This window comes from Halovibrio variabilis, assembly GCF_007991175.1.
In the GTDB taxonomy this organism is placed as follows: domain Bacteria; phylum Pseudomonadota; class Gammaproteobacteria; order Pseudomonadales; family Halomonadaceae; genus Vreelandella; species Vreelandella variabilis.
This window is the reverse complement of sequence record NZ_BJXV01000008.1, coordinates 141,791-161,362: the sequence shown is the minus strand read 5'-3', so window position 1 is coordinate 161,362 and position 19,572 is coordinate 141,791. Positions and strand designations below refer to the sequence as shown.

Below are 19,572 nucleotides of genomic sequence, written 5' to 3'. Positions count from 1 at the left end.
TAATAGTGAGCTGTTAATAGGGAGATCGCAGTGACAACCTCGCTGAAAGGCATTCTCTGCATGTGTTTGGGCGTTTTGTTTCTTGCCTTAGGCGACGCTGTTTCTAAATGGCTGGGGGAAACGCATTCGCCGCTGCAAATCATCTTTTTCCGTGCGCTCGTCTCCATGCCGCTAATTGCCTTCCTCGCCTACTTTGCCGGCGGTTTGCGCAAACTGCGGACTAAACGCCCGCGGGTGCATCTACTGCGTGGTTTGTTTTATACCGCCACAATGGTGTGTTTTGTAGGGGGCTTAACGCTGCTACCCCTGGCAGAAGCCACGGCAATTGCCTTCGTCGCGCCGCTGTTTGTGACCCTGCTGTCGGTACCCTTGCTGGGGGAGCGTATCGACCCGCCGGTGCTCACTGCATCGCTTGTGGGGTTTGTTGGCGTGCTGATCGTGGTGCGCCCGGGTAGCGATGCGTTTCAACTGGGCGCCTTGATGTTGGTCGGCGCGGCGCTGTTTTATGCCTTGATGATGATTACCGCACGCCGTTACGGCAGCCGTGAGCACCTCTGGGCGATGTTGTTCTACATGACCGCTGTGCCCTTGGTGGTGACCGCGCTAACGCTGCCGTGGGTATGGCAAACGCCCCAGCCGTGGCATTGGCTGGGGTTTTTGGCGTCTGGGGTGCTGGGCGTCGCCGCTACCGCGTTTATCACCTTGGCCTTTCGCTTTGCGCCAGCGGCCATCGCCGCGCCGTTTGATTACACCGCCATGCTCTGGGCGGTGCTATTGGGCTGGTGGTTCTGGGGCGAAATGCCGGATATCTGGGTCTGGGTAGGCAGCGCCTTGATAATAGGCAGCGGGTTAGCGGTGGCGTACCACGACCGTAGAACCACCCTTAAACGCCGCCCCACTGCTTAGCTAAAGGCGTTCTGCTGTTACTTTTTGATCCAGGTCATGGAAGCCGCGCGCTACGCAAGACAGTGAAGGTGGGCTGGTTATAATCCAGCCTTTTCCCACGGTGACTGTCTATGCAACCCCCCGAACTCCTTTCCCCTGCCGGCACCTTCAAAAACATGCGTTACGCGTTTGCCTATGGGGCTGACGCGGTCTACGCAGGTCAGCCGCGCTACTCTCTGCGGGTGCGCAACAACGATTTTAAAATTGATAACTTACACCGCGGTATTGAGTACGCTCATGCACGGGGCAAGCAGTTTTATGTGGCATCCAATATCGCCCCCCACAACAGCAAGCTGAAAACCTACCTTCAGGATATGGCGCCGGTGATTGAAGCAGGGCCCGATGCGCTGATTATGTCGGATCCTGGCTTGATTATGATGGTGCGCGAACGCTGGCCGGAGCAAACCATCCACCTCTCGGTGCAATCCAATGTCGTCAACTGGGCGGCCGCCCAGTTTTGGCAACAGCAGGGTATTAGCCGCATCATTTTGTCTCGGGAGCTGTCACTGGAAGAAATCGGCGAAATACGCGACAAGTGTCCAGGCTTAGAGATCGAAACCTTTGTTCACGGCGCGCTGTGTATCGCCTACTCAGGGCGCTGCCTGCTGTCGGGCTATTTCAATCATCGCGACCCTAACCAGGGGACCTGCACCAACGCGTGCCGTTGGAAATATAACACCATAGCGGCGACCCACGATGACACGGGCGACTTAATCGCCGCCCAGGAAACTGGCATCCCAGCGGCCGCCAACCAGGGCGAGCTCTCGGCGCTGATTGAAGACGTTTCCCGTCCTGGCGAGCTGATGCCTATGTATGAAGATGAGCACGGCACCTACATCATGAACTCCAAGGATCTGCGCGCGGTGCAGCACGTGGCTCGGCTGACGCAAATGGGCGTGGCATCGTTAAAGATCGAGGGGCGCACCAAATCCCATTATTACGTCGCGCGTACAACACGGGTCTATCGGCAAGCCATTGATGACGCCGTCGCTGGGCGGCCCTTTAATAAACGGCTAATGGATGAACTTGAGAACCTGGCGAATAGAGGCTACACCGAAGGCTTTTATCAGCGCCATGTCCACGGCGAGTTCCAAAGTTATGAGCAGGGGCACTCCATTGGTGTGCACCAGCAATTTGTCGGTGAAGTGCTAGGTTATGACCCGGTTCGCAGAACCATGGAGGTAGAGGTTAAAAACCGTTTCGAAGTGGGGGATGGCATGGAGCTTATGCTGCCTGGTGGCAATCACCGCTTCGTGCTCGACCATATCGAGAACTTACGAGGCGAAGCGCAAAGTGCAGCACCTGGATCGGGATATCGCGTGCGTATCCCCATCCCTAATGCCAGCATTATCCCCGAACAGCTTGAGTTTGCGCTATTAATGCGTGATCTCACGCCTTCCACAGCAGCACAACCTAAATCGCTAGAGGTAGCTGATCAGCTAAAGGCATAAGCGTCCATCGCAAGCACCCCGTGCTCCACGCTGTGGTGCAGCTGGATCGCTTCGCCTCCCGCCCCCATGGCTACCAGCAACGGCTGAAAATGCTCAGGGGTTGGATGGTTCTTCTGGGCGTTGGGCGCGCGCTCCCAGCTAAGCAGTGCGTCGCGATCATTGGCAATAAGGCGGCCGCTCACCCAGGTGGCGAACGCATCGACCCAGGCGGGCATTGGGCTCTCCAGGGGCATGATTTCATAAAGATTATGGGTCAGGCTGCCCGAGCCGATAACTAAAATTCCTTCTTCCCGTAGTGCCGACAGGCGTTCGCCCAGTGCCACCAGCTCCGCATTGCTCCAGCGCACCGGGAGCGACAGCGAAACAACCGGCACATTGGCATCAGGGAATAGCAATGAAAGGGGCACCCAGGCGCCGTGATCAAGGCCACGCTCTACCCGCTCGGCGCCCAGTAACAGGGCAAGCCGTTCAGCCAGTTCCGGTTCACCAGGGGCGGAATGCTGGCACTCGAAAAGCCGCCAAAGTCGTGGATGGTTTCCAGATTGGCGCTGGTGCTGACCTTGAGCGTCAGGCTCTCCGAGTGTGCCGACACCATGACCACTGCTCTGGGCGACAGCTGCTTGCCCCGCTCGCGGAGAAAATCGTGAGTCGGGGTTTTATTAAGTGCCAGCATGGGCGAACCATGGGAGATAAACAGACTAGGTAACATGAGGAATCTCCAGCGCAGTGCTAGCGCTGACGATAGGGTTAGGGGGTAAGATTAGGGTAGGAGGTAGATTTAGGCGAAGCGGGGGCTTAATACCCAGCGAGTATACACGCCAAGTAGCAGGGCGGTGCCGCCGCCTTACTCCTCATCAAGACCAGACTTCTCAAGCGCAAAAAGAGCTGGGACGTTCTCGGTAAGAAAACTACATTTGGCTAAGAGCATGGAAACCAAAACTCACTTAGAGCATACTCTCTGGCGGCTCAGCTGGAATTAGCTAGCGGTAAAAGATACTGCTTTTCTACCCGAAGCGGAATGAAAATTGCCGGTTATCTTGGGAGATTTTTGAGGGCAAGAAATGACACAGTCAAGTTTTATGAAACGACTTTCTTATGCTATGAACTCTCCGTGGGCTATGTGGGTGAGAATGGTCGTTTCAGTGTTGGTTGCTCTTCTCGCGCTAGTTGTAAGCAGTAGGCGAGTGGAGAGCGACTCGTTTTTGCTTCCACTATGGCAGAGGTCTTATGAAAATGGCTTTTGGGACGCTTTCTGGGGGTTCGGTGGTGATGGAAATATTGCGTGGGTAACGCCTTCAGCGGTAGTCGGTGTTATCGCTGCTATCAGCGTTGTTTTTATGGCTTTCCGTGGCTTGTTTTACTACCCACAAAACCTAAATACACTTTTTATCTTTTTTTTGCTATCTGACTTTATTTTAATAAGTGCTTTAGTTACGTCTTTAGTCTACGGAGGAGGAGCGATAGAGAGTTTCTATTACCTTGGTGCATTTATTGCAGGTGTTGTCTTCTTTGGGATGCGGACATTTAGCAGGATAGCGATGCTAGCTTTTATCGCATTGGTTGTCGTGCGCTTGCTATTTGTGGAGTCGACCTTTGTCTATTTGTACTTGGCCCCTGTGTGTGGGTTGTTGTACTTCTTTCTGCGGGCACCATTTGAGTCTGCTGATTTCAAGATAGCTTTTGATGAGCTAGGTCGACATTTTGCTTTTCAAGAAAGACATGAAACTAAATAGGATTTATTTATGGGTGTTTTTGTAGCTGCGTTTATTTTTTTGGTATTTTTGGCTGCGGCGATAGCTTTTATCCCTCCGGGATTCTTAATCGTTATCATAGTTTGTCTTCTGGGAGCCGCCGCTATAGCAGCTTTTTTATTTGGCAAAAGTGGGTAATCAGCCCACGCTTTGTGGGATGTGCCCTTTCTCTGCTAAGTTCCATCCTTAAGGATAGGCAAGGGAAATCGCACGTGGTGAAAGCGTCTCGTTCAAGGCCGTTTTCTGGTGTCGGTGATAGGTAACGCGCGGGTCTTTCGCCATGGCCGGTAAAATGTTCCCGGTAATGTCGGCATTTCCGCTATCCATCGCAGTCAGATGCGAAAGTAGCGCCCTCGCGACACCTTGAGGGAGGGAGCTTGAGCTCACGAATGTGTGGGCTACCCGGCTGATGACGCTAAGGGGTGCTTTCAGCACCCTTCGCCCGCTGAAGCGGCCTCCCACAATAGTTCTGAGTTTGATGAGATCAAGAGGCGCTTGCAGCCCTTGTGGGGGGAGCCCTTGTGGGAGGGAGCTTCAGCTCGCGAATGTGTGTGGCTACCCGCCGGATAACACTAAGGAGTGCTTGCAGAACCCTTCGTCGAAGTGTCTAACCACCGCTGAGGTGGCCTCGCTAAAATGGGAATTATTGATAATGTGCGATTGCCCTGGCGGATAGGGTAAAGAGTAATCTGGGCTGAATGTGTGTATATACTGAGGGGCGATACTGATTCATGATGCCGAAACGGCTTGGGAAACCTGAAACGCCCGCGCGGCCTGATAGGGATCGGGCTGGCCGCAAATCGCGGAAATAACCGCGATACCGTCTGCCCCGGCGGCTTTTACCCGTGCGGCGTGTTCGGCTTTCAGGCCGCCGATGGCCACGCAGGGCAGTGGGCACGCCTTAGCCAGCGACGCTAAGCCGTCAAAGCCGATCGGCTGAGCATGGTCCTGCTTGCTCACCGTGGCAAATACCGGACCCAGTCCGACATAATCAAGCAGCTCAATGGGCGCTGTTTGCAGCTGTTCCAGGGTATTAATCGACAGGCCAATAATCGCCCCTTGGCCCATGGCGTTACGGGCTGCTTGCACCAGGGTGTCGCTTTGGCCGACATGTAGCCCGTCGGCCTGGCTTTCCAACGCCACCGACAAGCGGTCGTTGATAATCAATGGCACACCACTTCCTGCCAGCAGCGTCTTCAAGCGTTTGGCCTGGGCGATCATCTGCGCATCGCTGGCGTGCTTATCGCGCAGTTGAACCAGGGTCACGCCGCCGCTTACCGCCGCCGCAACGGTTTTCTCCAGACCAGCATCGCCGCACAGCGCCGCATCGGTGACCAAATAAAGCGAGAGATCAAGCGGCATGGAGGGCCTCCAACTGCGCATGGTGGCTAAGGTCGTCAGGGGTGAGTTGATACAGCGCATCCAGCAATGCCACTTGGAAGCTGCCCGGCCCCTGGGCAAGGTTGCCCGCTCGCTGCCCCGCCACGGCAAAGCAGGCCAGGGCAGCGGCACTGGCGCCCAGCGGCGCGGCGGTATTGGCCGCCACAAAAGCGCCCACCAGCGCACTAAGGCCACAGCCCAGGGTGGTGACGCGGGGCATTAAGGGGTGCCCGCCGGCTAAGGTGAAGTGGGTGTTGCCATCGGTAATCACATCCTGCTCGCCTGTCATGGCCACCACGCAGCGCTGCCGCTTCGCCAGCGCGATCGCTGTCGCCAAGGCTTGACCGGTGGTGGCCGTTGCATCCACGCCGCGTGCCTGGCCTGCCAGGCCATAAAGCGCGAGGATTTCAGAGGCATTGCCGCGAATCACGGTTGGTTGTGCATCAAGCAGCTTCGCGCACAGCGTTTGACGGTAGCGCGTGGCCCCGACGGCGACGGGGTCTAACACCCAGGGGATGGCGTGCTGATTGGCGGCTGCCGTAGCGGTCAGCATGGCATCGGCCCAGTGAGGCGAAATCGTGCCTATATTAATGGAGAGCGCCGCGGAGAGGGCGGTGAACTCGGCAACCTCTTCTTGAGCATGCAGCATGGCGGGCGATGCGCCAGTGGCTAACAGCAGGTTGGCGGTGCTGTTCATCGCGACATAGTTGGTAATGCAGTGGACCAGTGGGGTCTCTGCACGCAGCGTTTTAAGGTAATCGCCAAGCGGGGATAAGGTCATAGCATCCTCCCGGCAGGGAGGTGGTGAGCAGCACCACGACTCCCTACGCCGGTGTTATCCGGTTCAGGTTCAAAGGGTGCTTCTCAGCCCAACGTGAGTAGGGCGCCCCTGTCGTGATCCTACTATCCTTTGCAAAGCGAGCGCTGTAAAGTCCTGGTCAAAAGACCCGCGCTGCAACATGCCTTGGCAGCCATTAGTAGATATCAGTCACCAACGGCTTTGCCAGCTATAAACGCCCCGCTGGGTGCCTGAGGTCTAACGAAAGGAGATACGCGTACCGTAAGTCAGCATTTCGTTAGGCGTCATGGCTTTACCCGCTACGCCAATCATCTCGTCGCCGCACTGGTCGGCAAACGTAAGCACCCCATGGGTAAGGCCCAGCCGCCCAAGCATATCGCGTATTTCCCCCGTACCCGTGAAAGTACACACGCAGCCCTTGGGATCGCTTAGGTCCGAAACACCGTTAGCGTGGTGAAAGCGGACTTTGTAGATACCGTCCATTGACTCCACTTCCACAATCGGTGAAAAACCGTTGTGAAGGACATGAGACAATTGTTTAAGCGTCAACTGGTCGCCGAGAGTCATATCAATCGCAGGCATGGAAAACTCCTGGTAGACGCCCTCAATATGGCATCCGTAAGCTTTGTATGAAAACCAATACAGTGTAAAGGGTTTGAGCAATCAGTGTAGGGGGTTTGTGAAAGATTTCCAGTCAGCTTTCACCTTTTAATGTAGTGCATCCAGGGCGTGTTGCTGTAGCTTTTCAAGCGGTATGATTTCTAAGGTTTTTTCATGGGTGCCCGATAAAATTACCGGCGGCGCTAAGCCCACTTGAGCCGCTTCTTGCCAGCGGCGGGCACACAAACACCAACGGTCACCAGGCTGTAAGCCTGCAAAACCAAATTCAGGGCGAGGTGTTAACAAATCATTGCCTTGTGCTTTAGAGAAGACCAGAAACTCCTCGGTGACCATCGCACAAACGGAGTGAACGCCAAGGTCATTGGCGCCAACACGGCAAAAACCATCGCGATAAAACCCCGTCTTAGGCGAATGGCAGCAAGGCGTTAGCGGCTCTCCCAACACATTACGATCACGCGGCATAAGGCCTCCTAAGCAGTTAGGGCTAGAATTATCGCGTCTAAGCCCTCATGGTAAACAGTTGTTCGTACGGGTGATTAGGGTTAGTACGGGTGATTAGCAGTTGCCGTTCACGCGTATGCTAGCCCGCATTGATACTTGTACAGCGTATCAGTTTTGTCAAAAAATAAATTAAGTTAATGTCGTAGGTTATTCAAAGGAGCAGCGCATGAGTTTTCAAGGTGAGCAGCATCCCGGCATCGTTGCCACGCCGCCCCAAACCCAAGGGTTTCGCTTAAACCACACCATGTTGCGGGTGAAAGACCCCGAGCGGGCGCTAGCCTTCTACTCTAAGGTATTGGGTATGCAGGTAATGCGGCGGTTAGATTTCGAGGAAATGCAGTTCTCGCTGTATTTCCTGGCCAACCTGGAGGCCAGCGATAGCGTGCCTGAGGATACCCACGCGCGCACCGCCTGGACCTTTAGCCAGAAAGGGCTGTTAGAGCTAACCCACAACTGGGGCACCGAAAACCAGCAGGATTTCGCTTACCATGATGGCAACGCCGAACCCCAGGGCTTTGGCCATATCTGCTTTAGCGTGCCGGACTTGGCGGCGGCCCAGGCGTGGTTTGACGAGCACGACGTCACCTTCGTTAAGCGTGCCGACCAAGGGAAAATGCAAGACGTTATCTTCATTAAAGACCCCGATGGCTACTGGATTGAAGTCATTCAGGCTGACTTGATGGTAGGAAAGAGCGACTGATGAGGCAAGCCAATGGCTGAACTACTGTTCCGGTTGCGTCATGTGACTGACGAAGAAGCCATGGAAGTGCGCGACTTGTTGGCTGCGCACGGCTTTGATACTTATGAAACCCAGGCGGGGTTTTTCCGCCTGGGGGTCGATGCCATCTGGCTGCGCAATCCGTATCAGCATGACGCCGCTGTCGCGGCATTAAACGCCTATCAAGCGGGGCGCCTCGAACGCGCTCAGCGCGAGCACCAGGCGGCGGCCGAGCGGGGTGAGCAAATGACCCTTTGGAAACGCTTGGCCGCTCACCCGTTGCAAGTCGTGCTGGTCCTGCTGGCGGTAGGCCTCATCGTGGCCCTCACGGTATTGCCGTTTCTCGGTTTATCGCGCAGCTAAGCCGCAGGCAGGTGGCCGCGTTTGAGGTACATCATGACGCCCTCATCACCGGCGGTTAACGCCGGTGCCGACCCGCTTGGGTAGCGGCACCAGGTGCCTGCGGTGTAGCTCTGCTCGCCATCGCTGAGCGCACCTTCCAGGATTAAAAACTCCAGCCCACCCAGCAGTGTGGGGTACGCAATAGACGTGCCCGACGACCAGCGCTCGAGGCTGATGCGCTCTTGTTTAAAGGTATGCAGCATTTTGTAGGCAATGCGAGGGCGCCGGTCCGGCTGCCAGGGAAGCCGGTGGGCAGGCACCGCCAACTGCAGCGAGTCGTTGGGGTCGAACTGGTGCAATTTGACAAAAATCAGCGCGCCTTCCTCGCCAATCTGCGGCGTATGGCCGGTGCCGATGGGGTTGCGTAGATAGCTGCCCGCCGGGTAGCGGCCATGCTCATCGGCGAAGACACCCTCTAGCACCAAAATTTCCTCGCCGCCGCCGTGGCTATGCCGCTCAAACTGCGTATGGGGAGCGTAGCGGACAAGGCTAGTGGCACGGGCAACTTCATCGCCAATGCGGTCAAACATCATGCGTTCTACGCCCGCACTGGGGGAGTTGGTCCACTGATACTGTTCTGGGGTAACACAGGCAAAGTGGCTAAAATCGGCGTTTAGACGCATTGGAAAGGGCTCTTCGCAGTGAAGGTGAGTAACGGGGAGGGGGTATAGTTTCCTTATTGGCAGCAAAAAATGCAACTTTCGGTTGTAGGGTCTTAGCCATATCGCGATTAAAAATGCCGCCCGAAAGCGGCATCAATATAGGCTTGGTAAGACTTAGTGGCTGTGGCTATGCTCACTGTGGTCATGGTCTTCGTGAACCTGCTCATGATCGTCATGTCCGTGCTCGTCATGACCAGGTTCTGCCAGCGCATCGTTCAGCACATGCGCATTGTGGCGCATCATACCCAGGTAGGTACTCGCTTCGCCTTCTGCTGCCAGCGCATCGGCGTAGAGCGTACCCGCGATCGGCAGGCCGGTCTCTTCGGCGAGCTGAGTAATGATCGACTGATTGGTCATGTTCTCGTGGAACAGCGCCTTCACGTTCTCCTGCTCAATCACATCCACTAGCGCCGCCATGCTGGCGCCACTGGGGTCAGCTTCCGTGGAAAGCCCTACGGGCGAGAGGAAATGCACACCGTAAGCGCTTGAGAAGTAGCCAAAGGAGTCGTGGCCGGTAATCACGCTGGTGGAGGCAGGAATCTCATTAATCAGCGTACGAATCTCGGCGTCTACCTCGGCCATCTCGTGTAAATACTGCTCAGCATTGGCGCGGTAAGCATCGGCGTTATCGGCATCGGCGGCGATTAACCCATCGCGAATATTGGCAACGTACACCTCGGCTTGGTGCATATCCTGCCAGGCATGCGGGTCTTGATTGCCATGCTCGTGACCAGCGTGTTCTTCATGTGCTTCGTGATCGTCGTGGCCGTGCTCTTCGTGGGCGTGTTCGTCATGATCCTCATGGCCGTGCTCGTTATGGTCTTCATGCTCAGCGAAAGAGAGAGCTTCAATGCCATCGGTCGCGGTGACCAGCGCGCCTGAATAGTCGCTGGCGCTAATTAAACGCTCCATCCAGCCCTCGAAAAGCAGACCGTTAAACACCACTAAATCAGCGTTCGCCAGGGAGCGGGCATCGCCGGGGCTCGGGGAGTAAACGTGGGCATCGCCATCGGCAGCGACCAGTGAGGTCACCTCGACATGCTCGCCGCCTACGTTTTCCACCATGTCCGCGAGAATGGAGAAACTGGTAACCACCTGAACGCGCTCATTAGCCATGGCAGCAGGCAGCGCCAGCATCGCGGAAACGCCCACTAACCAACGCGACGACCGATATGATAAACAGGCAAAAGACATACAACACTCCTTACGATTAAGCATGCGGAATAACAGTTAGGCGCCGTGCTCGACTTCCAGTGGCGTTGTTTTACGTCGCAGCTTGGCAGCCAAGCTGTGGTAGCGACCAAACAGGGCCGAGAACAGATAGCCGAACCCGGCTAGCAAAATAATGCTCGGGCCCGAGGGGATATCAAGATGAAACGACAGCAGTAAGCCGCCGGTACTCGCCACCATGGCCAGCACGATCGCGATGCCGATCAAGCCCTCCAAGCGTTTGCTCCAAAAGCGTGCCGAGGTGGCCGGTAGCATCATCAGACCCACCGCCATCAGTGTGCCCAGGGTTTGAAAGCCGGCGGTTAAATTCAGCACCAACAGCCCCAGGAATACGCTGTGCACCCAGCCGCTGCGGCGGCTTTGGCCTCGCAAAAACAGCGGGTCCAAGCACTCCACTACCAAGGCGCGGAACACCACTGCCAGGGTTAATACAATCAGCGTACTGATCCCCGCGATCAGCAGCAGTGCGGTGGAGTTAATCGCCAGAATTGAACCAAACAGCACGTGGGTTAAATCAACGCTGCTGCCGCCAATCGAAATCAGCATCACACCGGCGGCCAGCGAGATAATGAAAAAGCTCGCCATGGCGGCATCTTCGCGCTGGCCGCCCATCTTCGACACGGCGCCAGCCAGCAGCGCGACCATTAACCCAAACAGCACCCCGCCAATGCTCATGATTGGCAGCGAAAACCCCGCCAGCAGAAAGCCCAATGCCACGCCGGGCAGAATCGCGTGGGCCATGGCATCGCCAATCAGGCTCATGCCGCGCAGCACCAAAAATACCCCCAGCGGCGGGGCGGCCAGCGAAAGCGCTAAACCGCCTACCACCGCGCGGCGCATAAAACCGTAATCAAACGGGCTGATCAACCAGGTATTAAGCAGTTCCCACATGGCGACCTCCCAGGCTAAACGGCACTACTTGGGCCGGGGCATGTTGGTGAGTGAGCGCACTGGGCGCCACCCAGCGGCCGTGGCCACCGTTTAGCATCAGCACTTCATCGGCCAGACGGCGCAGGTGATCCATATCGTGGAGCACGACAATAATGGTTGCGCCGTCATCCGCCATCTGGCGCAGAATGCGAACCAAAACATCCACGGTTTCGCTATCCACATTGGCAAACGGCTCATCCAGCAGTAACAGCTCGGCTTCCTGCATTAGCGTGCGGCCGAACAGCGCGCGCTGGCGCTGGCCGCCGGAAAGCTCGCCCAGCGGGCGGTGGGCCAAGTGCGAAATCCCCAGCCGCGCCATGATCTCGCGACCTTTGCGGTAATGCGCTGCACAGTAGCCGCTCAGCGCCCCGTGGCTGGGCCAACTGCCGGTCATCACCAACTCTTCCACGCTCATGGGGAAGGTCAGGTCTAACGCTAACTGCTGGGGCAGCCACGCCCGGCGCTCTTTAGGCACGGTGCAGACCACTTCACCGCTAATCGGCCGAAGTTCCCCCATAATCGCCTGAATCAGCGTACTTTTACCGGCGCCGTTAGCACCGATCAGTGCAGTAATCGCCCCCGGCTTAAAGTCGCCTTCGATATGTTCGAGCACCGTGCGGCGGGCCTGGGCTAAATGCAGGTTATGCAGCTGTAAGCGTGATAAAGAACGCTGACTCATCCCAACCACCCGCCAGCCCAAACCACCAACCCCCAAAGCGCCACTAGCGGCACGGCCACGAACATCAGGCGTTTAATCGCTGACAGGGACATCAAGGAAAAGTGACAGGGTCCTTCCTTGTTATGGCGGTGCGTATGCTCACTCATTAATCGACCTCGCTTAATAGTAAGTAAGTTATAACATAACATTGAGAAAAGCCAAAAATTTGCCGCACATTTTACGCGCTCAGTAGCGCAGGGCAACGCTGATAGTGTAGCGATGACATCAAATGAGGCGAGAGGAGATTCAGGGTTAGCGAAGGATGACGAAGGTCAATGGCGTGGTGGGGTCAAGAATGGTTAGATGGGTAAAACGATAACCAGGAGCGCCGCATGGATGACTTTTCACCCAATGACCTAAAAACCATTCTTCACTCCAAGCGCGCTAACCTCTACTACTTGCAGCACTGCCGGGTGCTGGTCAACGGTGGCCGGGTGGAGTACGTCACCGATGAGGGCAGTAAATCCCGCTACTGGAATATCCCCATTGCCAACACCACCTCAATACTGCTGGGCACCGGTACCTCAATTACCCAGGCGGCCATGCGCGAACTGGCGAAAGCGGGTGTATTGGTTGGTTTTTGCGGTGGCGGTGGCACGCCGCTATTTGCCGCCAACGAGATCGATGTCGATGTTGCCTGGCTGACCCCGCAAAGCGAGTATCGGCCCACGGAGTATTTACAGTATTGGGTGCGCTTCTGGTTTGATGATGCAAAACGTCTGGACGCTGCCCGTGCATTTCAGCAAGCCCGTTTAAACCGTATTGAGGCGCTTTGGACAAACCGTGTAATGAAAGATGCCGGCTTCAGCATTGATAAAGAGCATCTGCACAGCGCACTTATTCACCACCGCCAAGCGATCACACAAGCGCCCAGCACCATGGATCTGCTGACGTTAGAAGCGCGTTTAACCAAAACGCTCTTCAAGTTGGCGGTCAATGCCACCGACTACGGCGACTTTACCCGTGCCAAGCGTGGCTTAGGCGCTGACCCCGCCAACCGCTTTCTCGACCATGGCAACTATCTGGCTTACGGCCTGGCCGCGACTGCCACCTGGGTGCTGGGCATTCCCCACGGGCTTGCCGTGCTGCATGGTAAAACCCGCCGGGGTGGGCTGGTGTTTGATGTGGCGGATTTGGTCAAAGACGCGGTGATCCTGCCTCAGGCGTTTATCTCCGCCATGCGCGGCGACGAAGAGCAGGAGTTTCGACAGGCCTGCATTGAGCGCCTCACCCGCACCGAATCGCTCGACTTCATGATTGATACGCTCAAGAACGTTGCTCAGGATCTGGGGAGCGGTGAGCAATGAACGTGCTGCTTATTTCCCAGTGCAACAAGAACGCACTCAAGGAGACCCGGCGCATCCTAGACCAGTTTGCCGAACGTCGCGGTGATCGCACCTGGCAAACACCGATCACCCAAGCCGGGTTGGATACGCTGCGTAAACTACTGCGAAAAAAAGCCCGCAAGAATACCGCCGTCGCCTGCCACTGGATTCGTGGTCATGACCATAGCGAGCTGATATGGGTGGTGGGGGATGCCTCACGGTTTAATAGGCGCGGCGCCACACCGACCAATACCACACGGCGTAATATCCTGCGTGCAGAAGACGAGAACGATTGGCACAGTGGGCGGCTAATTCACCTGCTGGCCTCCATGGCCGCGCTTTTTCATGACTTGGGTAAGGCCAGCCAAGCTTTTCAGCTTCGCTTGCAGGGAAAGCTTGAAGGCCGTAATCGCTATCGCCATGAATGGCTATCGCTGCGCTTGTTAGAAGCCTTCGTTGGCGAGGATAACGATGCCGCGTGGCTTGCACGTCTTGAAAACCCCACGCAAAGCGACGATGCCAGCTGGCTCAAACGGTTGCGTTGTGACGGACTAGATGGTTCAGGGCAAGTGCCCCCCTTCGACCATTTACCCCCTTTAGCGGCGGCGATTGGTTGGTTGATCGTCAGCCATCACCGCCTACCGGCGTTGCCCGCTTACGAAGATGACGACATCACCCAAAAGTGGTCAGGCGCTAAAGCGCCGGTCAATACGGGCAACTTGCCCACTCTACCAAGAGACATCACCGCCGCATGGAACGAGCGGGTGGAGCCCGCTTTAGAGAAAGAGATTGCTCCTTACTGGCGCTTTCCCCACGGCTTGCCAGTAACAGAAATAACGTGGCGAGAGCGAGCGCAGCGCTTGGCTCGTCAGTTAGGAGAGTTCCACAGCGACGTGCCGCCTCTTGAATCTCCTTACGTAATGCACCTGGCACGCATGGCATTAATGCTGGCCGACCATCACTATTCCAGCCTGACTGGGGCAGGGCGGATATCCGGCCCTTGGGAAAAGGTGCTTTATGCCAATACCGCCACGGTTAACGGCAAGCGCCAGATGAGTCAGCCGTTGACGGAGCATCTACTCGGCGTTACGCGTGCAGTGGGCGAAATTACCCACCGCCTGCCTGATATGGTCAAGGCGATGAGTGGCATTGCTGGGCATAAAGGTTTCAAGGCCCGTAGTAAAAACCCTCGTTTTCGCTGGCAGGATAAAGCCTATGATTTAGCCGTAGGCTTGCGCGAGAAAAGCCGCAGCCAAGGCTTTTTTGGTATCAACATGGCCTCGACTGGGTGCGGCAAGACGATTGCCAACGGGCGAATCATCTACGGCTTAAGCGAGCCTGACCTTGGGGCGCGTTTCTCAATTGCACTGGGGCTGCGTACCCTGACGCTACAGACCGGGCAGGCCTATCGTGAACGCCTGGGATTGGGTAGCGATGATCTCGCGGTACGCGTGGGCGGCTCGGCCAGCCGCGCATTGTTCGAACATCAGCAGTCGCAAGGTGGCTCAGATTCCCGGGCTGATTTGTTAGACGAACAAAGCCATGTGCATTTCGAAGGCAACGTTAATTCGCATCCTGTATTAAACAAGGCCGTTGCCGACCCTCGCGCCCGCTCCTTGATCTGTGCCCCCATCCTTGTCTCCACCATCGATCATCTGATACCCGCCACCGAAAGCCTACGCGGCGGCCATCAAATCGCCCCGATGCTGAGGTTGATGAGTAGCGACTTGGTACTGGATGAGCCAGATGATTTCGATATCGATGATCTGCCCGCGCTCACACGTCTAGTGTATTGGGCAGGCATGTTGGGCTCAAAGGTGCTGCTTTCCTCCGCCACGCTGCCGCCCGCGCTAGTACGCGGCCTGTTTGACGCCTACAGGGAAGGCCGCGCTGAATACCAGCGCCATCGTGGCGAGCCGGGGGCGCTGGTTGAGCCGGTATGCGCCTGGTTCGATGAGCATGGCTGCACGCAGGAAAACTGTGCTGACGGTGCTCACTTCGATGCCGCGCACGATGCCTTTGCCCGCAAACGCGCTGCCAAGCTTGCATCGCAGCCAGCACTGCGGCGTGGCTACCTCGTTCCCTTCTCAGCGCCTTCACCGCTCGACGACATTGCCGGCGTCTTAGCAAAAACAGTGATTGATCAGGCCACCGCGCTGCACGAGGCGCATCACACGAAAGACCCGCAAAGCGATAAGCGGGTCAGTTTCGGGCTGGTGCGCATGGCCAATATTGCGCCGCTTGTCGCCGTGGCACAGGCGCTTTATCGATCGGAAATCCCCGAAGGGATGCAGATTCATCTGTGCGTCTATCACTCACAGTTTCCATTACTGTTGCGCTCGCGGTTGGAGCACCAACTGGATCAAGTACTGGATCGTCGTGATCCGGACGCCGTTTTTGATCTGACCGATATTCGTCGTCGTCTTCGCGGCAACGCCGAGGATCATCTATTTATCGTTTTGGCTTCCCCGGTGATTGAAACTGGCAGGGATTTTGATGCGGATTGGGCAATAGCCGAGCCTTCCTCCATGCGCTCGATCATTCAGCTTGCCGGGCGCGTTCGACGCCATCGTCCAGATGCTATCAATGCACCCAATATCGCGCTGCTCGACACCAACGTGAAACATCTTGAAGGACGACGGCCCGCCTTTAGCCACCCAGGTTTCGAGACCGAGCAGTTTTGGCCACTGAGTGCACACAGGCTCACCGCCTTACTGCGTGAAAACGAAATCGACCCCATCGATTCACGCCCACGTCTGACGCTTGCAGAAACACTCGACCCCACGGGTAAGCTGGTCGACCTGGAGCACGCACGGCTGACCTCACTGATGGTCGAGGGTGCGCAGCAGCCAAGCGCGCAAAGCCGCCGTAAACGACGAGGCGAGACGTCAAAAGTCGAGCTCGGTGCTTACCTTTTCTATCGACCTGCCGCGATGACACTAAGCGCCATCGTCCTACAGCACGCGCCGTTTCGTGATGATAACGCTCAGGAAAGCGAGTTCGTTTTGATGCCGAACGAAGCGGAAGAGGACTATCTGTTTTGCCGCGTAGAGCAAAACGGCCTTGAGGAGACACTGACGCTCGTGGAAAGAGAGTTAGACCGGCTACCGGATGAGCTACTGGAAAACCCGCGCGTCACACCTTGGAATGAACCCGATTACATGGCCGCACTCGTTGAGCAGGCGGACGCTATGGACATAACTCTTGAGCGCTGTGCCAAGCGTTTTGGCCGCATCCGATTGAAAACCGACTACGCCCCTTACGGATGGCACTTCCATCCTGCACTGGGGTTTGTGAGGAAGAAATAAAACAGCCAGCTTTATAAAAGCTGGCTGTAGCTGCCTGTGCGGCAACGTAAGTACCTATACCGCGAATCAATACGCAGTAATTTTCTTAGCTGTCTTGCGACAGGAGTTCGATTGTACCTATAATCGATTTGAGTATCTTATTTATCTCTTTAATCGCAAATCAATACGCCGTAATGGTTGATTATTTAATATCAAGAGATGTAGGATGAAAGCGTGGGGCATGGCAGTGCCCCACTTTGAAGCGAATTAATGCTGACTTGATGGGTTGGCCCCAATCTCTCTGGGACAGTGAGGGCAGGAGGATATGCATCGTGGCTAGGCACCACCGCAAGATAATAATCCTGTGACGGGTTTAGGCCTGTCCATATCCAAGCCCCGAGGCAGCAATGCTTCGGGGTTCATTATGCCATGCCATTGGCATGTACCCCAACTAGGGCAGAGAGCTTATGTCAGAACCCCAACCCCCTGGTTCACTGCGGGAGCTGATTGATTCCTTCATTCAGAACCGCTTTGCGACCAAGACAGATAAGATGGCGGCGGACGATCCCGCCCATCTCAAGCTGCAAGAACAGTTCGCGCCGCCAACATGGCTTGCTGATGCCGCGCGGCGTGTCAGTCAGCTTCAGGTCGTCACACACTCGCTCAAGGCGGTCCACCCGGATGCCAAGGGCACCAATCTTTATGTCGAACCCTCCTCGATTGACCATGGCGATCTCGTAGGTAGCCACTGCCTGCCTGACGACTTCCAGGGCGACGTGGTCGGCAACGCAGCCGCGCTCGATGTTTACAAGTTTTTGAAGCTCCAATGGCAGGGGCGCTCACTGCTTGAGCGGGCGCTTGACCAGGATAGTGAGCTGATCAATGTGCTCAGCAAGGACCGTAAAGAAGCGCAGGAATGGGCGCACGCCTTTGCCAATATCGTAGAGCCAAAGGGGATGCCCAGCTCGCATGCGCGGGGTAAACAGGTGTACTGGCTGGTGGGCGACGAGCCTGCTGATGACGCCAGCTATCATCTATTAGCGCCGCTTTATGCCACCGCCTTGACGCATCCGTTTCATGCCCGGCTTAGCGAAGCACGTTTTGGCGAACACGCCAAAACTGGGCGCAAGGCCCGCCGCGATAGCGCTGCTTTCGAAGGTGGCTACAGCGATTACCTCAACCTGGCCGTACAGAAGCTGGGCGGCACCAAGCCGCAGAATATTTCTCAGCTTAACAGCGAGCGTGGCGGGCAGAACTATCTGCTTGCCTCGCTCCCGCCGAACTGGGTTTCCCGTGACGTAACCCCGCCGCTTCGCACGGAGTCGGTTCTGCCACGCTTTGGCCGACGAGCGCCGGTCCGCCAACTGATCAACGATTTGGTCAGTTGGATAAAACAGAATATGCAAGAGGATGAGCGGCGCGCCTTGGCTGGAAAAGCGCCAAGGAAAACGTATCAGGACAGGGATGTGCACGACGACCTGACGGCAATGCTATCCGATGAGCTTTTGATGTTTACCCATGAGCTTCACCGTTTAACGCCGGGTTGGTCAAAAGAGAGCGAGTGCCGTCTGGTAACGGCTGAATGCTATTGGCTCGACCCCGGGCGAAGCGAGCTGGACCCCGATTTTGCAAGCGCACGACGTCAGTCTGATTGGCATGAAGAGATCTCTCAGCGAGTCGCGGGTTGGCTGAAAAATACGCTGACTAAACGTATGAAGATCATCTTGGGTGACCCGGAGCATGAATTTTGGGCGAACAAGGTTGAGCTGGTTTTGGAAAAATTCCGACGCCAGTTGGAAGATATAGAAGATGCTTTGCGCGACGACGAGGAAAGCCTCCCAGGAGAGTCCCCATGATTGATTATCTCCTTTTACTCCCTCATCTGCGCATTCAGAACGCCAACGCCATTTCCAGCCCGATGACCTGGGGCTTTCCCGCCATGAGCGCTTTTGTAGGCGTTCAACAAGTGCTGGAGCGCAACCTGCCTGACGACATCAAGCTGGTCTTTAACGAGATTGGCGTGGTGTGCCACCACATCGAGCCACAAGTGACCGAAGGTGGTTTCATCAAGGCGTTTCACCTAACGCGTAATCCTGTCGACAAGAGTGGTTCTACAGCCGCCATTGTTGAAGAAGGGCGTGCGCATCTGGAAGTCAGCCTATTGATTGGTGTTGAGTCAAAAGGTGACGACCTCAGCAGCGCCGAGCGCCGCCGCGCCATTGCTCAAGCGTTATACGAGCAGGTTCAGGCTATGCGTATTGCGGGTGGCAGCGTCATGCCTTCGCTTGATGTTCGACAGCGCTATCGCCCCGAGTTGATTAGCTTTAGTGCCACTGAATCAGACAGGAAAAAACAGTGGCAACGTCTCAAACGTCGCCTTCTGCCCGGCTTTGCACTGGTGCTGCGCGATGACCTGCTGACCAAACATACCGCCACGCTAAAAGCGCAGGACGAAAGCGCCACCGCTTTGGATGCCTGGCTCGACCTTTCCCGGTTGAATCATGAGTGCCGCGTCGAGCAAGTAAAGGACGAAAAAGATGGCAAGGAAAAAGAGGTCGTGCGGTGGGACGTTCGCCGACCCTATCCCGGCTGGCTGGTGCCGATTCCAGTTGGCTACGGTGCTATCTCGGCGTTGTACACAGCTGGAGAGGTCGCCAATGCTCGCGATGGCGAAGTGCCGTTTCAGTTTGTGGAAAGCCTCTACTCCATCGGCGAGTGGGTCAGCCCGCATCGCTTTCAAAAGCCCGACGACCTGATGTGGTTCGTGGAGAACGACCTGGATCGCGAGATTTATCGTTTGCAAAACGACTACGCCAATACGCTGACACAAGACTAATCATTAAGGGGAAACG

At 56.2% G+C, this 19,572-nt stretch carries 20 protein-coding genes and 1 riboswitch; of the genes, 10 read left to right on the top strand and 10 right to left on the bottom strand.

Going from position 1 to position 19,572, the window contains the following annotated elements; all coding sequences use genetic code 11:
• The first annotated feature begins 30 nt into the window (after positions 1–30).
• Both HVA01_RS07575 and trhP read left to right on the top strand, forming a co-directional pair.
• On the top strand, positions 31–906 hold the full coding sequence (locus HVA01_RS07575) for a DMT family transporter (protein WP_246129543.1): 876 nt from the start codon (positions 31–33) through the stop codon (positions 904–906).
• Positions 907–1,016: 110 nt separating this feature from the next.
• On the top strand, positions 1,017–2,396 hold the full coding sequence (gene trhP, locus HVA01_RS07570; protein ID WP_146874509.1) for a prephenate-dependent tRNA uridine(34) hydroxylase TrhP: 1,380 nt from the start codon (positions 1,017–1,019) through the stop codon (positions 2,394–2,396).
• Here trhP and HVA01_RS17660 read toward each other — a convergent pair.
• Positions 2,381–2,848 (bottom strand): DODA-type extradiol aromatic ring-opening family dioxygenase, encoded by a 468-nt coding sequence (locus tag HVA01_RS17660; RefSeq protein ID WP_246129552.1) that lies wholly within the window; start codon positions 2,846–2,848, stop codon positions 2,381–2,383. The genes trhP and HVA01_RS17660 overlap by 16 nt on opposite strands.
• Entirely contained in the window at positions 2,830–3,105 is a 276-nt protein-coding gene (locus tag HVA01_RS17655) for a class III extradiol ring-cleavage dioxygenase family protein (protein WP_246129541.1), read from the bottom strand. The genes HVA01_RS17660 and HVA01_RS17655 overlap by 19 nt, the downstream gene beginning before the upstream one ends.
• 352 nt (positions 3,106–3,457) lie before the next feature.
• Here HVA01_RS17655 and HVA01_RS07560 point away from each other — a divergent pair, with 352 nt between their 5' ends.
• Complete coding sequence (locus HVA01_RS07560) at positions 3,458–4,129, top strand: hypothetical protein (protein ID WP_146874507.1); 672 nt, start codon at positions 3,458–3,460, stop codon at positions 4,127–4,129.
• Between the two features lie 9 nt (positions 4,130–4,138).
• Complete coding sequence (locus HVA01_RS17380; RefSeq protein ID WP_170243484.1) at positions 4,139–4,285, top strand: hypothetical protein; 147 nt, start codon at positions 4,139–4,141, stop codon at positions 4,283–4,285.
• A gap of 591 nt (positions 4,286–4,876) precedes the next feature.
• Here HVA01_RS17380 and thiE read toward each other — a convergent pair.
• From thiE to HVA01_RS07540, 4 genes are all read right to left on the bottom strand, one after another.
• On the bottom strand, positions 4,877–5,509 hold the full coding sequence (thiE, locus tag HVA01_RS07555; protein WP_146874505.1) for a thiamine phosphate synthase: 633 nt from the start codon (positions 5,507–5,509) through the stop codon (positions 4,877–4,879).
• The gene (gene thiM, locus HVA01_RS07550) at positions 5,499–6,308 is read right to left on the bottom strand and encodes a hydroxyethylthiazole kinase (RefSeq protein WP_146874503.1); all 810 of its coding nucleotides are present in this window, start codon (positions 6,306–6,308) and stop codon (positions 5,499–5,501) included. The genes thiE and thiM overlap by 11 nt, the downstream gene beginning before the upstream one ends.
• Positions 6,309–6,331: 23 nt before the next feature.
• A riboswitch (TPP riboswitch) is annotated at positions 6,332–6,428 on the bottom strand.
• 135 nt (positions 6,429–6,563) lie between these two features.
• On the bottom strand, positions 6,564–6,908 hold the full coding sequence (locus tag HVA01_RS07545) for a hypothetical protein (protein WP_146874501.1): 345 nt from the start codon (positions 6,906–6,908) through the stop codon (positions 6,564–6,566).
• A gap of 126 nt (positions 6,909–7,034) precedes the next feature.
• On the bottom strand, positions 7,035–7,409 hold the full coding sequence (locus HVA01_RS07540; RefSeq protein ID WP_146874499.1) for a DUF2237 family protein: 375 nt from the start codon (positions 7,407–7,409) through the stop codon (positions 7,035–7,037).
• Positions 7,410–7,614: 205 nt separating this feature from the next.
• On the opposite strand from HVA01_RS07540, the gene gloA reads away from it, so the two are divergent.
• Complete coding sequence (gene gloA, locus HVA01_RS07535; protein WP_146874497.1) at positions 7,615–8,148, top strand: lactoylglutathione lyase; 534 nt, start codon at positions 7,615–7,617, stop codon at positions 8,146–8,148.
• Positions 8,149–8,160: 12 nt separating this feature from the next.
• Positions 8,161–8,529 (top strand): DUF6164 family protein, encoded by a 369-nt coding sequence (locus HVA01_RS07530; RefSeq protein WP_146874495.1) that lies wholly within the window; start codon positions 8,161–8,163, stop codon positions 8,527–8,529.
• On the opposite strand, the gene HVA01_RS07525 is transcribed toward HVA01_RS07530, so the two are convergent.
• From HVA01_RS07525 to HVA01_RS07510, 4 genes are all read right to left on the bottom strand, one after another.
• A complete protein-coding gene (locus HVA01_RS07525) occupies positions 8,526–9,191 on the bottom strand; it encodes a cupin domain-containing protein (RefSeq protein ID WP_146874493.1) in 666 nt (221 codons plus the stop codon). The genes HVA01_RS07530 and HVA01_RS07525 overlap by 4 nt on opposite strands.
• Positions 9,192–9,344: 153 nt before the next feature.
• Positions 9,345–10,424 carry a metal ABC transporter solute-binding protein, Zn/Mn family gene (locus tag HVA01_RS07520; RefSeq protein ID WP_146874491.1) on the bottom strand — a complete coding sequence of 360 codons (1,080 nt, stop codon included), beginning with the start codon at positions 10,422–10,424 and terminating at the stop codon, positions 9,345–9,347.
• A gap of 36 nt (positions 10,425–10,460) precedes the next feature.
• Positions 10,461–11,351, bottom strand: a complete 891-nt coding sequence (locus tag HVA01_RS07515; RefSeq protein WP_146874490.1) for a metal ABC transporter permease — start codon at positions 11,349–11,351, stop codon at positions 10,461–10,463.
• On the bottom strand, positions 11,335–12,069 hold the full coding sequence (locus tag HVA01_RS07510; RefSeq protein ID WP_146874489.1) for a metal ABC transporter ATP-binding protein: 735 nt from the start codon (positions 12,067–12,069) through the stop codon (positions 11,335–11,337). The genes HVA01_RS07515 and HVA01_RS07510 overlap by 17 nt, the downstream gene beginning before the upstream one ends.
• Positions 12,070–12,440: 371 nt before the next feature.
• Between HVA01_RS07510 and cas1f the strand changes: the two genes are divergently transcribed.
• From cas1f to csy2, 4 genes are all read left to right on the top strand, one after another.
• Positions 12,441–13,415 carry a type I-F CRISPR-associated endonuclease Cas1f gene (gene cas1f, locus HVA01_RS07505; RefSeq protein WP_146874487.1) on the top strand — a complete coding sequence of 325 codons (975 nt, stop codon included), beginning with the start codon at positions 12,441–12,443 and terminating at the stop codon, positions 13,413–13,415.
• On the top strand, positions 13,412–16,741 hold the full coding sequence (gene cas3f, locus HVA01_RS07500) for a type I-F CRISPR-associated helicase Cas3f (protein ID WP_146874485.1): 3,330 nt from the start codon (positions 13,412–13,414) through the stop codon (positions 16,739–16,741). Before cas1f ends, cas3f begins: the two co-directional genes overlap by 4 nt.
• A gap of 446 nt (positions 16,742–17,187) precedes the next feature.
• The gene (csy1, locus tag HVA01_RS07495; RefSeq protein ID WP_146874483.1) at positions 17,188–18,576 is read left to right on the top strand and encodes a type I-F CRISPR-associated protein Csy1; all 1,389 of its coding nucleotides are present in this window, start codon (positions 17,188–17,190) and stop codon (positions 18,574–18,576) included.
• Positions 18,573–19,556, top strand: a complete 984-nt coding sequence (gene csy2, locus HVA01_RS07490) for a type I-F CRISPR-associated protein Csy2 (RefSeq protein ID WP_146874481.1) — start codon at positions 18,573–18,575, stop codon at positions 19,554–19,556. Before csy1 ends, csy2 begins: the two co-directional genes overlap by 4 nt.
• The last annotated feature ends 16 nt before the right edge of the window (positions 19,557–19,572 follow it).